Below are 13057 nucleotides of genomic sequence, written 5' to 3'. Positions count from 1 at the left end.
TCATGACTGGGCAGTTTGATGCGCCTCGCTCGCGGCTCGCTCGTTCGGTTGTGCAGTACCTTCTAGAGTCTGAAAGCTACCCATACGCGACTCTGCTTTCCGTTAGCCAAGACGGCGCTCAGGATCGTCTGGACATCGAGCTTGAGCTGGGGCTGGAGCAGCGTCGTCAAGTGCCGATCTGTTCCAGAGAGCCGATCAGCATAGTCTTCATGACCAATGACGATTCTTGGCCACCTAGGGTGCGCTCTGAACGAGCCGATTTTCCTGTGGGCATGGTACACACCAATATTGATCCAGATACGGACGGCGGCTTGTGCCTTTGCATCTGGGAAGACAATTGGTCCGACCTGGCAACGGGGCTTACTGGGCAGGTGCTCATTGAACGTATCAGGTCGTGGTTCTCTTCTATGGCCGCCGGGACGATCCATGATGATGAGCAGCATTTAGAACCACTGATCCACTCTGGGGCTCACACACTCATCGTGCCTCCAGGTCGTATTGATGGCACCTGGCATGCTCAATGGGCTGTGGAGAATGGTGGTCGATACGCTGTCGCAGTTGGACCGCAGCCTCCTAAAGAGGGGGGTAAGATCAAGTTTGCTGTGTACTCCCGCCGTTTGCCTTCGCAGGTTCATCGGGGCCTGGCGCTCACTCCCTATGATCTTGGTGCGCTCCATAAGCTTTCTGAAGGCTTTGGCTTCGACCTTATTGGTGATTTCGCCAACTGGCTGAAGGAACCTGAGCAGCTTGAAAAAGCCACTGAGCGCTTGCCCATACTGCTACTCATGGTGCCAAAGCGACGTACCAATGAAGGTGATGATGAGGAGGTCGAGGTCTGGTGTTACAGCTACCTCGAATCCCTAGCCATTCTTGGCGAACGCTTGAGCATCACTGCAACGATGGCAGGTGTCACGACCATCACCGTTCTCGGCACTACTCACGGAGTAGACCTAGCTTCCATTCGGCTTGAGCCGTGGCGTGTGGTCACGCGACTAAACCGTGCCTCGGCGAGAAAATTTTCGGGCATCGACATCCCGAAGGACATGCACTTTCTCGGTATTGGGGCGGGGGCGATTGGCTCGAATGTGGCCATGGTGACTACCCGCTCGGGATTGGGCACTTGGACGGTCGTGGATAATGACATTTTGCTGCCTCACAACGTAGTTAGGCAGGTTCAACGGGATGGTGCAGTCGGATTCAGGAAGGCAGAGATCCTGCGCCATGAGCTAGATAATGTCTTGGCGGATACTGGTAACGAGTTCATAGCGGTTGATGTATTCAACCCGGGTAGTGACGCTCAAGTGCTTGATGCCGCCCTGCGCAGCGCGGAAATCACCGTCGACTTCAGTGCGTCACCCGCGGTGGTGAGCTGGTTGTCCGATCAGCCGGCTAACCGGGTTGTAAGTGCGTTCTTCGGACCGAGTGGCTCTGACCTGGTTGTACTCGCAGAAAGCCTATCCAGGGACACGCGAATCGATGAAATCGAGGCGCAGTATTTCTGGGCGGTAGCCAAAGAGGAAAAGCTCAAAGGTCACCTTGCGGCCGCGCGGATGGACCGGATCCGCTATGCCAATGCCTGCCAAGATTTATCTCGTCCACTACCTCCGTGGCAGGTTCATACCCTGTGCGGCTTAGCCGCGGGGCGTCTGACTCAGATTGTTGATGAACAGAATGCGAGCTTCCGTGCTTGGAGAATGGACACGGTGTCTGGCGCGGTCGACTCTGTGGCGGTGCCTGTTCATCCTGCGCATCGATTCCGTAACGGCGGCATGCGGGTCACCTTGTCCGACGAAGTTGTACAAACAATGCGTGAACTGCGACGTCAGTCTGGCAGGAATGAAACGGGTGGCGTTCTGATGGGAAGCTTCGATCTCGTCTGCAATGTGCTCCACATCGTCGCTGCACTGCCAGCTCCTCCCGACAGCAAGCGTTCGCCAACTTACTTCATCCGTGGCATCAAAGATCTCAAACCGCGCATTGAGGCGATCTCCGAAGCTACCGCTGGGCGACTGCACTACGTTGGAGAGTGGCATAGCCATCTTGGTGCCGTACCAGCCAGGCCGAGCCGCGATGATGAAGAGGTATATGGCCATCTGACGAAGCACTTGGAACCAGCTGGCTCACCTTACGTGATGGCCATCTGCGGAGAGCGTGACAGTTGGCTTCGAGCTGGCTGGCAGGAGCGTGGAGTATTGGAAGGAGTGGTGACGCATGACCGTAAATGAGGTTTCGCTGGACAGTAGCTCAGAATCTATAGCGCTGGCTTTGTCTGGAGGCGGAGCCAGAGCTATGGCATTTCATCTGGGATGTCTTCGCGCCTTACATGATCTAGGAATCCTACAGCGGGTTTCGACGATCACTGCCGTATCTGGCGGAAGCGTTCTGGCAGGGTTGTATTGCAGCCACCCTGGAGATTTTGAGGACTTCGAGGCCCGGGTGCGTGAAGTTCTGAGGCAGGGGTTCGTTGTGCCGGCCTTGAAGCGAATGGTTACCTCGCTCGATGGTGTGAAAGCGGCGGCTTACGCTACCGCTCTAACCGTGGAGCGATCCGTGGCAATATTTTTTCGCCCTCTTTTCAAGTTATTGCGGTTATGGCGCAGAAGTAAGAAGCTCGGGGAGCGTTGGCCGAACTCATCGCCATTCCTACGAAAAGCTAGCCGTACCACGATTCTCCGAAGTGTTTTTAGCGAGACATTCCGCGGTGTCAAACTTAAGGATCTCAGGAGAGATCGTCCTGATTTGATCGTGATCGCTTGCGAGCTGCGTGCCAAAGCGGCCTTCTACTATACCCGAGAGAGCCTGCACTGCTGGCGCTATGGAGCGGTAAAGAGCGATGGTGTGGAGTTGGCTGACGCTGTGATTGCTTCCGCAGCGTACCCCGCAGCCTTGCCTGCGCTCGACCAGCGGTGGAGCTTCCTCAACGATAAAGGAGTGTTGACGCCTCATCGTGTGACGTTGACTGACGGTGGGGTGTACGACAACCTCGGGCTCGCCCCTTTATGGCCCAAGCGCGATTCTCCGAAGAGCTTGCCGGTGGCATCTCATGACCGAATCATCGCGTGCCGTGCAGGCTACGGTCTAGATGTGACTGAGCCATCATCTGTTTGGATGTCGCGAATGGGGGCTGCGTTCGAAAGTGTTTTTGCACGGGCGCAGAATCTGGCAACTAATCGTCTCTTTGACCTTGAAAGCGCAAAGATATTTAAAGGTGTTTTACTCCCATACCTTGGGCAGGAGGACAGTAACCTTAAGTTTCCACCACTTGGTTTGGTAAGCCGGGAGGAGACGGCCGGCTACCCTACAAATTTCAAGGCGATGGATGAGGAGTGGATTGAGCAGCTTGTAAAGAGAGGAGAGCAAATGGTCTACGCTCAGATAAAAGAGCACTGGCAATCATACATGTCTGCTTTACCTGTAAAAGCCTCCGTCTGACTTAAAGTGAGTGGCGCACACTTAAATATTGTGCGCTTTACTCGCAAAGCAAATAACACCACGGGCTTACACATAACTTTATACTTCCGGGTGATGAGCTATAGATGTCGGACATCTTCATATAGCTTTTAACTCCGAGGATGTAGTTGGCCTCAAATGTCAATCTATTAGGATCTTCTTCGGTACCTGATGTTTTTGTTTTTAGATCGGCTGTTACCTCTGGGTGAGGGTGGTGAGTAGAGCTGTTAGGTACGCAGTGGATGAAATATGGAGCAGCAAAGAAACTGGCAGCCCCAGCGTGCCAGGAATGTCTCGATCCATGATGTGGTATTTGAACTGTGGAAAGTGCGCTCCACCGTCCGTCTCCCAAATGCATTCTTAGTGATCTGATGGTATGAGGATTGATCGTTAGGTCGCCAAGCGAGAGATTCGCATTGCGGAATATAAATTCTCCGGTTGTTGTGTCGGTTGTAATCGGCGTGTCTGCTATCGGACGGGTGTACAAGCATAGAGAAATACTGTTGCGCTTTTTACTGCTTTTTCCAAAGTGATGGTCGTATACGTATCGAAGTTTTTTTCGCCAACCTGATCTTGGTTCAAATCCTGGGATCCCGATTTTGTACTCTAATACTACTTTTTTGATCTCGTCGGAGACTAGGTTGAGATCAATCCCGGAGCGTTTTGCTACCACTAAGCCAGCTTCCAATTTTGTGCAGAGACTGGGCTCGTCAGAGTTGTAAAAAATAAATTCAATATTTGAGTTTAATGCTTTGAAAGCTTGGTGGTGGTTTAATGTGTACAGGCTAGAAGATTTGGTGCCTGTGTCTAAAGAGCTACTTTCAGGTTTAGCAAATTGATCAAGCTCGGAAACGCCATGCCACGTGCCGTAAGGACGCCGGCTATTTGAAGCATGCGCCTCAGGGTCATGTTCGTCGGGCGAATCCAAAGGGGCTTCTGGCAATAGAGAGTCGCGTTCCTCAGTTTTTTCTTGCGGGCCACCTCTGACCTGTAAAATCTTCTTTACACGTCCTTCTAAACCCCTAGAAATTAACCAGCGTTCGGGATCCAGTTGGAAGAGAGCGGTCGAATCGGAGCAAGATGCTCCTCCATGATCAGAGGTGCTTTCTAACTTTTGGGCGAGATGGATGTATGGTATTGCCAACCACTTTACTTTCCATGTCCTCAAGAATTGCTCGACACCATTCACATGGTCATCATCGAAATGTGAAATTACCAATAAATCCACGGCTGCATCGAATCGCCATTTACATGAGTACCTCGCTAACTCTGTAATGGTTGCGGCTAAATATTTTTTTCGCTTGGATCCGCAGTCGTAAGCCCATCGAAACATACCGTGTTTGTTGCCCCATGCGGTCCCTGTATGAAAGGTGCCGTGTCCGACTGGGTGGTAGATTTGAGAAATTTTAATTGTCATAATAATGGCTCGCCTGCTTGCTAGAACAGATTTTTTCTAGGAGGAGCAGGGCGAGCCTGCTCAGGATTTAGAAATTTAGGGTGCCGATGTAGTAGTCGAGGTCTCGTACACCAAAGTCTTCATTAGGCCTGCCCTCGTCAGTAAGCCAATCGCGCTTACCATAAGTATCCCAAGACGCATAGCAGTGAACTTTTCGTCCGTCAGGTATAAAAGTAATATCGCCTGCTTTATTTTGCGTAATCTTCTTATAGCCTTGGTAGTACGTTAGGTGGCGGCTTCGTGCTTCACCAATAACGATAATTTTCTGCTTTAGTTTTTCTAGCCATTTGCTTGGAAGCTTCCCTGACTCTCGCCCATGGTGTGGGGCGAATACAATTGTGGTTTCAGGGAGTTCAATGTGGTCGAAGATTTTCTCCATAAATTCGGTTTCCAGATCTCCTAGCCAGAGGAAACTGGGGCCGTTTTTGATGGAGTAGCGCATAACAAGCGAGGAGTTGTTGAATGCTTTGCCGTCGGTGGAGGCTCGAAGTGCCTCTTGGAAGTCCTTGTTGTCAAGGTCAGGCCATAGGAAGCTTAATCCCGATGCGTCTCGTTCATCATCGCCCACATTAATCCACCTGCGAGTGCAGCCTTTGTGTACGTAAAAGGCTTTGTCGCCGTCGCGAAGCTTTTTGTAATGCAGGAATGACTCTGTTTCGTTGGGTTTGTTAGCGTCGTTTTTTACAACATAAAAATTCTGAATCGGCATTTTGGCATCAAGATGTTCGATGCCTAGCAGATGGTCCTCATCCGGGTGCGTCGAAATGAATCGTTTGATCCCCTTGTCTTTCGACTCTTGAATCAACTCGTCAACCAGCCACTCTTTATGGTCCCCAAAAAGCTGGCAGTCGATAATTGTAAAGTTATCGCTGTCGTGCTTTATGTAGAACATATCGCCGTTTCCGACGGTAAACGATCGGATCATTGCCATGGTGCATCCTTTAATCGTTACTGTTGGACTTTTGGGGACGGATCAACGCTTCGCAACTTAGGATCAGTTGGCGACCGTAGGCGTGCGAGGCTTCACGTACAGCAGATTTGTGCACGGCTACCATCAAGTACGCGGAGTGAAGGAAAACAGCGGCTACAGCTAGGTAGACCTTTTCGTCGATATTGGGAAGTGCGGCGAAGTAGCTAGGGCGGAGGTAGAGAATACCGCCGCAAAGAACGAGCACTACTAGATTACAGAGCAACGCAGTCGGTTTGAGGCCTAGCAGATTGCGACGAAACCCGTACGTCACATTTTCGCCGAACAGAAGATCGTATTTGACGTGATCGCGTGTCTCTTCACGTAGCCAGGCATTCGCTGACCGATAGAAGTCTGCGGCGCCCTCAGGGTAGGATTTCTCATCTTCTAGCGTTGGTGCGGGAAGGCGTAGCTGATCAGCAACAAAACTTCTGTAGCGATCCTTCGATCCCTCAGGGACATCTGGATTACCCCGTAGCCATTGACCTGGGGTCTCACCGGTGCCGAGCCTCTCTTGCAGTTTTTTTCCGCGATGCCTGGCCATTTCTGCAAAAGCAAAAAGGAGGACCAGCCCCATGCTGGCAGCGATCACTTGCGAGAGTGCTAGATGGTGCCACGGGACAAGGACAAACAGCAAAAGCAGGGTAGGGAAGCCAGCGATCAACGCCGGGAAGACTCGTGCTTTGAGGCTGTAGGTGTCGAACTGACCGAAAATTTCCATTATCCCACCCGTGATGAACCATACCACTCGCAGCCGGTTTCTGGGTGCATGGTGCCGGCTGCTGAGGGCGGCTAAGACACGACTGGACGCATGGCGATGAATCGCGATCATCGCACGCTCAACGGAGAAATGGCCAGTTGCCATGTGGTACAAATTGGTCCCTCAGACAGCCATGCGCGAATCATGCTCAAGCCCGAATGAATGGCTGTCAGCATCTGGCATTTTTAGGACCATCGATACTCAACTTTCAACGGAGCTTCCCATGTCTCGTCTGGTCGAACTTCGCACTCTTGAACAGGAGCTGGTAAAGCAGCTCGCTCAGCTCGCAGCCTTACCAGAGTCGAGAAAATTAAGATCCTAGCCTAGCTGCATTCTCCCGTAAAAAAGCCACGACTGTGGCATATGGATTCGGTTCTCCTTTGGTGGTGGCTACCGAAGCCAAAGATATCGCCGTCGAAGTCGCCAAAATCCTCGCTTCCTCGGTTACGCTTTGCGTGGGCATAGCGTTTGAAGAGGTTATTCAGAAAGCACTGGAAGCTATACCGTGCTGATGCCATCTGCCAGTGCTATTGCCCCGGTGATTACCGGCGTCGTTACCGGAGCGCTGACACTTTTCACAGTGATGGCCTTCGATCGACTTCGTGAGTCCTTTGCCTTTCAGAACAAACAACTCGCCGATGTGCATCGTGGGCAGGGAGTCGGGTTGTTGAAAATAAAACAGTCAATGTTCATGCATCGACGATGCCTATCGACATGTCATCGTCACCACCTAAATGTTGCGTATTGGCTTTGCCGAGGACTGGTTCGAAGTCCAGGCAATGAAGGTCGTGATCACCACAAAAGTGGCTGACTATCGCAAAGCGGTTGATAGCCTAGACTACTTGCTGGAGCTATTTTAATGAGTCAAGAACTTGTTGGTCAAAAAGAAGTGATCCCCGAGTTCATTGCCTCAGACTTGCTGAATGTGATCAAAGACACCGAACGAAGCAAGACTGACCCCTAAGGATAGGCCAAAAAAAGGCACCCTGTAGGTGCCTTTCATAAACGGTAAATCATTCGATTCTCCGCGCCCTGCTGCATGGCTCAAAGTGTATCCATAAACTCTTGAAACCGGCTTGCTCGCCAGCCAACCGTCTTATGACTTAGTCGCGTTTTCGGAGGTAGCTGTCCGGCTTTCTCCCAGCGTCCGATCGTCCGTGTTGACACGTTAAATAGATTCGCTGCTTGTTTAATGCTCAAAAAACGATCAGAAATTACTTCATTCATATTGCCTCCCAGTGGCCAGTTGATGCGCTATTTTGGTGGCAATAAAATATTAAAGTCAAGAACTTTTGAAAATGTCAATAGCATTGACGGTTTTTTTTAAGGGCTGAATTGGGCACATTTTTCTCCTGTGGAGGGGGAGGCTAGGGAAAGTTGGCTTTGCTTTTTGTCGTGCACCTCAGCAGCGTCACGTTTTGAAGCGGGCGCTCAGTAAGGGGCCGGGCAACACGCCTTCCTCGCCCGGCCGATAAGGGCGATTGTGTCCGCGTATTTTTAAGCGGACGGTCAGGATTTCCATGCGCCAACGAAGCTCCTACCCGAAAACCTTCAAGGCCCGGATTGTTCAGGAATGCCTGCAACCGGGCGCAACCTCATCCAGCGTTGCCATCAGTCACGGCATCAACGCCAACATTAACCGCAAGTGGCTACCGCTTTACCGAGACCAGCCACCAGCGGCGTTGCCGGCTTCCGTTCCGTTGAGAGCTACGCCCAAACGGCAGGCGGAAGCGTTGGCGATTATTGAGCTGCCGTTTGGCGAGCAATCGATCACAGAAATGGCCAACTTCCGATCCTGAAGGCTGCGCCCGCTTTGTCCGTGGACTCACTCAATGTTCGCATCGACGCCATCTTGCTCGCCACCGAGCCCAACCTTAATGTCTTCCAGTCTGAAATTTCGACTTTTTCAACAGAATCGGCCGATAGCTGTCAGTAGGGGCCATGCGGGCGTAGGATGAGGGCTTTCCCATCAGTCCTGACCTTTTCCCTTATGACTCAATCCGTGCGGACAATCGTGAAGTGCCAAGATCCAGGTGATGGTAGCGGGGACGTCATCATCGATCTCCCTCCGGATGTCCTTGCAGCAATAAACGTCGGTTTGGGTGATTCCTTGAGCATCGAATTGGTTAACGGGGCGATAGTGCTCAGACCGATTCGTGATGCGAATACCCAGTCCTGAGGCAGCTCTCGACCCAGAGCAGCCGTAGAGCTTTTGGGAAAGCTGTCGTTCAACGTGCAGCTAACCGGGCTGGCGCGGCTTGCCGCGACAGGTCCGTGTTGAGCTGAATGTTAGGGCTCATCCCTGGCCCTAGGATTTCCGGAGTTTGGTCGCTGCCGCTTGCGCCGTCGGATTGGGCGTAGGCTCTCCGACCTTCCGGAGCGTGTTGCGATCCGTATGGTGGAACGGCTCCGCCTGGCCTGGGATGATCAACACAGTGTCCTGTTCGTAGGACCACGTTCCATCGACATTGATCGCAACCGTGATGATGTAGCTCTTCGTTCTGAACGCATATTCCAAGAACGGGTTTGACACGATCCCGTTTGTTTCGGACCCGCGGACAGCCTCGAGGCGAAACGTTCTCGCATCGGCCTCGGCACGGCCGACGGCCATCGCTGCCTGTCCGCGCGGTATCGAAAGCGTCTGGATCACGGTGCCCGTCGCCGGTTCCCATAGCCAATAGCCGACTTGGTCGTGGAATGTCTCGACGTCATCAGGCTTGACGATCCGCGTGTGGTACCTCAGTCCGTAGAACAATTGCGGCCCATTGGTCTGTGCATCGATCGGCTGCAACTCCATGTGTTCGATGAAAGCCTGCTTTTCGGGGCCGTTGGGCTTCGGATTGACGTCGAGGCCGTGCGTGCCCACCCATATGCCTGCCATGCCGGTGAGCGGTCCCAGATTGGCGAGCGTATCGACTGCCGGCTCAGGTTCCGTGTAGATGTCTTTGGGGATGTTTTCCATAGTTGATTCCAGCGGGCCTAACTTTGTTTTAGGGCGACTGCCCTGCTGCGTAACATCGTTGCTGCTCCATAACATCAAACATCGACCCACGGCGTAACGCGCTTGCTGCTTGGATGCCCGAGGCATAGACTGTACAAAAAAACAGTCATAACAAGCCATGAAAACCGCCACTGCGCCGTTACCACCGCTGCGTTCGGTCAAGGTTCTGGACCAGTTGCGTGAGCGCATACGCTACTTGCATTACAGCTTACGAACCGAACAGGCTTATGTCCACTGGGTTCGTGCCTTCATCCGTTTCCACGGTGTGCGTCACCCGGCAACCTTGGGCAGCAGCGAAGTCGAGGCATTTCTGTCCTGGCTGGCGAACGAGCGCAAGGTTTCGGTCTCCACGCATCGTCAGGCATTGGCGGCCTTGCTGTTCTTCTACGGCAAGGTGCTGTGCACGGATCTGCCCTGGCTTCAGGAGATCGGAAGACCTCGGCCGTCGCGGCGCTTGCCGGTGGTGCTGACCCCGGATGAAGTGGTTCGCATCCTCGGTTTTCTGGAAGGCGAGCATCGTTTGTTCGCCCAGCTTCTGTATGGAACGGGCATGCGGATCAGTGAGGGTTTGCAACTGCGGGTCAAGGATCTGGATTTCGATCACGGCACGATCATCGTGCGGGAGGGCAAGGGCTCCAAGGATCGGGCCTTGATGTTACCCGAGAGCTTGGCACCCAGCCTGCGCGAGCAGCTGTCGCGTGCACGGGCATGGTGGCTGAAGGACCAGGCCGAGGGCCGCAGCGGCGTTGCGCTTCCCGACGCCCTTGAGCGGAAGTATCCGCGCGCCGGGCATTCCTGGCCGTGGTTCTGGGTTTTTGCGCAGCACACGCATTCGACCGATCCACGGAGCGGTGTCGTGCGTCGCCATCACATGTATGACCAGACCTTTCAGCGCGCCTTCAAACGTGCCGTAGAACAAGCAGGCATCACGAAGCCCGCCACACCGCACACCCTCCGCCACTCGTTCGCGACGGCCTTGCTCCGCAGCGGTTACGACATTCGAACCGTGCAGGATCTGCTCGGCCATTCCGACGTCTCTACGACGATGATTTACACGCATGTGCTGAAAGTTGGCGGTGCCGGAGTGCGCTCACCGCTTGATGCGCTGCCGCCCCTCACTAGTGAGAGGTAGGGCAGCGCAAGTCAATCCTGGCGGATTCACTACCCCTGCGCGAAGGCCATCGGTGCCGCATCGAACGGCCGGTTGCGGAAAGTCCTCCCTGCGTCCGCTGATGGCCGGTCTCTGCCAGTTCTGACCGACAGCTTGGAGTGGATATCTCTCAAGAAATCAACAGTTGATACGCAAAATTACGTATTTTGACATTATTTATTCCACATTTCTACGAGAAGCACATGGCAAGCCCAGAAATCAAGCTGGAAGAGCAGTTAATCGATGTGCGCTCAAACCAAATTGCATACAAACTAACCGTATATAACTCTAGTGCAGAATCTATTTCGATTTTAGGGTTGCAGCCAAATGTTCCAATCGGGGCGCAACTATTGGAGATCACTGATAACGAGTCGGCGGAAGATTTCTCCAAAAAGGCAGAGCTGATATTAGAGTTAAACAATCTTCTGGACAGCTTCTTGTGGGTTGAGTCGGAAGATTTTAGGGCGAATTTAATTACGGTTCAGGCTGAGGCTTTTAAATCTATCTTTAGTTTTAGTGGTTTTTTTCAGGCGTACACCTCAATAATATTCAGAAGGGGTTATTTTGAAACGCAAATCAAAAGGCGCGTGAATAGTTTCCAGTACAAAATAGCTTCCGGCGGTGATGCACACCACGCATACGATACTTGGCTAGATACCGGTCCCGTTTCATTTGTTGAACCACGCCATAAACAGAAGGGTATAAAGGTATTGTTTCAAGCGAAGCTAGCGCAATTAGATGCGGTTGAGTCCAGACTCCAAGAAAGTCTTAAAGGTGGTTCAAGCCTGACGTCTGTTGAACCCGGCTCATCTTTTTCGGCTACTTATGTGTTGCGATTTGATAGATCATTATTGGAGCCAAAGAAGTATCAAGTCGGGTTCAATGTGCGTTACAAGATTGCCGGCGGGGACATTCCGCAATCTGCATCAGTCGCGACGAACTTACAAATCAGCCCCTCTCCGCTTAGCTTGTCTATCGTTGCTATAGTTTCCGCACTCTTGGGCGCCATGCTTCGCGGGTCACTAGGCTCTGTACGTAAAGTATTGTCGCAAGCACCGCATAGCGCAGGCCAATGAGACCATCGCCGCAAAACTTGTTGCGAGCTTGTCGAAGCGCGTCACGATGCGACGGTTCTCCTTCAGCCAGCCAAACATGCGTTCGATGATGTTGCGCTGCCGATATTTGGGGCGATCAAAAAGTCGAGGCAATCCTGGCTTGGTTTTGCGCTTCATGCTTCGCAACGGAATGACTGGCTGCATGCGATAACGATCACAATACTGGCGCAGCGCTTCAGCGTCGTAACCCTTGTCAGCCAGCAACCAGCGGCAACGCTTGCGTGGGCGACCGCGCAGGCTGGGTATGCAAGCCTGATCGAGTAGCGGTTGGGCATAGGCTATATCGCTGGCTTGTCCGCCTGACAACAGGAAACGCAGAGGCACACCATTGGCGTCGCACAGCATGTGAATCTTGGTCGTCAGGCCACCCCGGCTGCGCCCGAGCGCGTGGTCTTGCGGTTCTTCAAATCCCCTTTTTTCCCGGCACCTGATGAGGCCCGGGTTGCTCGTACGGCAGTGGAGTCGATCATCCATGTTTCCAAGTCAATCAAACCCTGCTCATTCAATCGGATATGAAGACGCTTGAGCATCTGATCAAAAGCTCCGCAATCACGCCATCCCCGGAACCGTTGATAGATCGTTGACCAAGGGCCGAATCGTTCGGGCATGTCTCGCCAGGCTGCGCCAGAGCAAAGCACCCAGAGAATACCGTTTAGCATCAGGCGATCATCGGCCCGAGGGCGCCCGGTGCGCTGATTTTTGGTGAAGATATCTGCAACCAGATCCCAGGCTGCGTCGGGGAGTTCATACCGCTTTGCCATCTTGGCCTCCTGGCTTTAATGGCGGTGTATTTTACAGAAAATCGTATTTCTTGGGTTTACGTACAGAGCCTAGGAGGGGATGCTAATAAGTTTAATGAAATAATACAGTCAGCAACAACGGGGCAAATAATTATAGGTCCTATTGTTGCGCTGGTATTTTTTAATATTTATGAGCACACATCACTTGGCAAAGAATTAAGCTTTTCAATTAGCTGGAGGAGTGCGCTGTTAATCGGGGCTCTCTGTGGACTGGCGCAAGATAGGGTCATTGCAGCGTTGACGGCTCTAATTGGTGTTTAAGTTAAGCAGTTCTCTGACCAAAAAACTCCTGCTGCCAAGATGCTTGGTTATCTGAGTTAATTTCAAATTATTAATCGAGAATGGCATGAATCACTGC

Annotated in this window: 12 protein-coding genes; 6 read left to right on the top strand and 6 right to left on the bottom strand. The window is 52.4% G+C overall.

The window, feature by feature from the left end; translation table 11 throughout:
• Positions 1 to 2 precede the first annotated feature (2 nt).
• Entirely contained in the window at positions 3 to 2225 is a 2223-nt protein-coding gene (locus V6L79_RS21310; RefSeq protein ID WP_338579471.1) for a Mov34/MPN/PAD-1 family protein, read from the top strand.
• Positions 2212 to 3432 carry a patatin-like phospholipase family protein gene (locus V6L79_RS21305; RefSeq protein ID WP_338579470.1) on the top strand — a complete coding sequence of 407 codons (1221 nt, stop codon included), beginning with the start codon at positions 2212 to 2214 and terminating at the stop codon, positions 3430 to 3432. The genes V6L79_RS21310 and V6L79_RS21305 overlap by 14 nt, the downstream gene beginning before the upstream one ends.
• A gap of 37 nt (positions 3433 to 3469) precedes the next feature.
• Here the strand turns inward: V6L79_RS21305 and V6L79_RS21300 are convergent, their stop codons facing one another.
• The 4 genes from V6L79_RS21300 to V6L79_RS24810 all read right to left on the bottom strand — a co-directional run bounded on the left by V6L79_RS21300 (position 3470) and on the right by V6L79_RS24810 (position 7860).
• Positions 3470 to 4867 carry a hypothetical protein gene (locus V6L79_RS21300; RefSeq protein WP_338579469.1) on the bottom strand — a complete coding sequence of 466 codons (1398 nt, stop codon included), beginning with the start codon at positions 4865 to 4867 and terminating at the stop codon, positions 3470 to 3472.
• Between the two features lie 67 nt (positions 4868 to 4934).
• Positions 4935 to 5837, bottom strand: coding sequence for a hypothetical protein (locus V6L79_RS21295; RefSeq protein WP_338579468.1), 903 nt, complete (start codon positions 5835 to 5837; stop codon positions 4935 to 4937).
• Between the two features lie 10 nt (positions 5838 to 5847).
• Positions 5848 to 6594: a hypothetical protein gene (locus V6L79_RS21290; RefSeq protein WP_338579467.1), complete on the bottom strand. Its 747-nt coding sequence runs from the start codon at positions 6592 to 6594 to the stop codon at positions 5848 to 5850.
• A gap of 1083 nt (positions 6595 to 7677) precedes the next feature.
• Positions 7678 to 7860 (bottom strand): AlpA family transcriptional regulator, encoded by a 183-nt coding sequence (locus tag V6L79_RS24810; RefSeq protein WP_098950608.1) that lies wholly within the window; start codon positions 7858 to 7860, stop codon positions 7678 to 7680.
• Between the two features lie 293 nt (positions 7861 to 8153).
• Here V6L79_RS24810 and V6L79_RS21285 point away from each other — a divergent pair, with 293 nt between their 5' ends.
• Together V6L79_RS21285 and V6L79_RS21280 are read left to right on the top strand one after the other, a co-directional pair.
• The gene (locus V6L79_RS21285) at positions 8154 to 8432 is read left to right on the top strand and encodes a transposase (protein ID WP_338579466.1); all 279 of its coding nucleotides are present in this window, start codon (positions 8154 to 8156) and stop codon (positions 8430 to 8432) included.
• Between the two features lie 191 nt (positions 8433 to 8623).
• Positions 8624 to 8812 carry an AbrB/MazE/SpoVT family DNA-binding domain-containing protein gene (locus V6L79_RS21280; RefSeq protein ID WP_338579465.1) on the top strand — a complete coding sequence of 63 codons (189 nt, stop codon included), beginning with the start codon at positions 8624 to 8626 and terminating at the stop codon, positions 8810 to 8812.
• A 129-nt stretch (positions 8813 to 8941) separates the two neighbouring features.
• Here the strand turns inward: V6L79_RS21280 and V6L79_RS21275 are convergent, their stop codons facing one another.
• Positions 8942 to 9595, bottom strand: coding sequence for an FABP family protein (locus V6L79_RS21275; RefSeq protein WP_048373211.1), 654 nt, complete (start codon positions 9593 to 9595; stop codon positions 8942 to 8944).
• Positions 9596 to 9752: 157 nt separating this feature from the next.
• Here V6L79_RS21275 and intI1 point away from each other — a divergent pair, with 157 nt between their 5' ends.
• Together intI1 and V6L79_RS21265 are read left to right on the top strand one after the other, a co-directional pair.
• The gene (gene intI1, locus V6L79_RS21270) at positions 9753 to 10766 is read left to right on the top strand and encodes a class 1 integron integrase IntI1 (protein WP_000845048.1); all 1014 of its coding nucleotides are present in this window, start codon (positions 9753 to 9755) and stop codon (positions 10764 to 10766) included.
• A 221-nt stretch (positions 10767 to 10987) separates the two neighbouring features.
• A complete protein-coding gene (locus V6L79_RS21265; RefSeq protein ID WP_338579464.1) occupies positions 10988 to 11860 on the top strand; it encodes a hypothetical protein in 873 nt (290 codons plus the stop codon).
• Here V6L79_RS21265 and V6L79_RS21260 read toward each other — a convergent pair.
• A protein-coding gene (locus V6L79_RS21260; RefSeq protein WP_086005488.1) for an IS5 family transposase occupies positions 11807 to 12660 on the bottom strand; the annotation gives its coding sequence in 2 pieces (ribosomal slippage) (positions 11807 to 12316 and positions 12319 to 12660; 852 coding nt in all). The two genes, V6L79_RS21265 and V6L79_RS21260, sit on opposite strands and share 54 nt — an antisense overlap.
• Positions 12661 to 13057: the final 397 nt, after the last annotated feature.

The sequence above is a fragment of the Pseudomonas sp. ML2-2023-6 genome (genome assembly GCF_037055265.1).
GTDB classification, from domain to species: domain Bacteria; phylum Pseudomonadota; class Gammaproteobacteria; order Pseudomonadales; family Pseudomonadaceae; genus Aquipseudomonas; species Aquipseudomonas kulmbachensis.
The sequence above is the reverse complement of the archived record's forward strand: the minus strand, read 5'-3'. Positions and strand labels throughout refer to the sequence as shown.

Excerpts from the sequence above, each read along its gene's own strand:
- V6L79_RS21310 (WP_338579471.1), top strand. The coding sequence starts at position 3 with ATGACTGGGCAGTTTGATGCGCCTCGCTCGCGGCTCGCTCGTTCGGTT.
- V6L79_RS21305 (WP_338579470.1), top strand. The coding sequence starts at position 2,212 with ATGACCGTAAATGAGGTTTCGCTGGACAGTAGCTCAGAATCTATAGCG.
- V6L79_RS21300 (WP_338579469.1), bottom strand. The coding sequence starts at position 4,867 with ATGACAATTAAAATTTCTCAAATCTACCACCCAGTCGGACACGGCACC.
- V6L79_RS21295 (WP_338579468.1), bottom strand. The coding sequence starts at position 5,837 with ATGGCAATGATCCGATCGTTTACCGTCGGAAACGGCGATATGTTCTAC.
- V6L79_RS21290 (WP_338579467.1), bottom strand. The coding sequence starts at position 6,594 with ATGGAAATTTTCGGTCAGTTCGACACCTACAGCCTCAAAGCACGAGTC.
- V6L79_RS24810 (WP_098950608.1), bottom strand. The coding sequence starts at position 7,860 with ATGAATGAAGTAATTTCTGATCGTTTTTTGAGCATTAAACAAGCAGCG.
- V6L79_RS21285 (WP_338579466.1), top strand. The coding sequence starts at position 8,154 with ATGCGCCAACGAAGCTCCTACCCGAAAACCTTCAAGGCCCGGATTGTT.
- V6L79_RS21280 (WP_338579465.1), top strand. The coding sequence starts at position 8,624 with ATGACTCAATCCGTGCGGACAATCGTGAAGTGCCAAGATCCAGGTGAT.
- V6L79_RS21275 (WP_048373211.1), bottom strand. The coding sequence starts at position 9,595 with ATGGAAAACATCCCCAAAGACATCTACACGGAACCTGAGCCGGCAGTC.
- intI1 (WP_000845048.1), top strand. The coding sequence starts at position 9,753 with ATGAAAACCGCCACTGCGCCGTTACCACCGCTGCGTTCGGTCAAGGTT.
- V6L79_RS21265 (WP_338579464.1), top strand. The coding sequence starts at position 10,988 with ATGGCAAGCCCAGAAATCAAGCTGGAAGAGCAGTTAATCGATGTGCGC.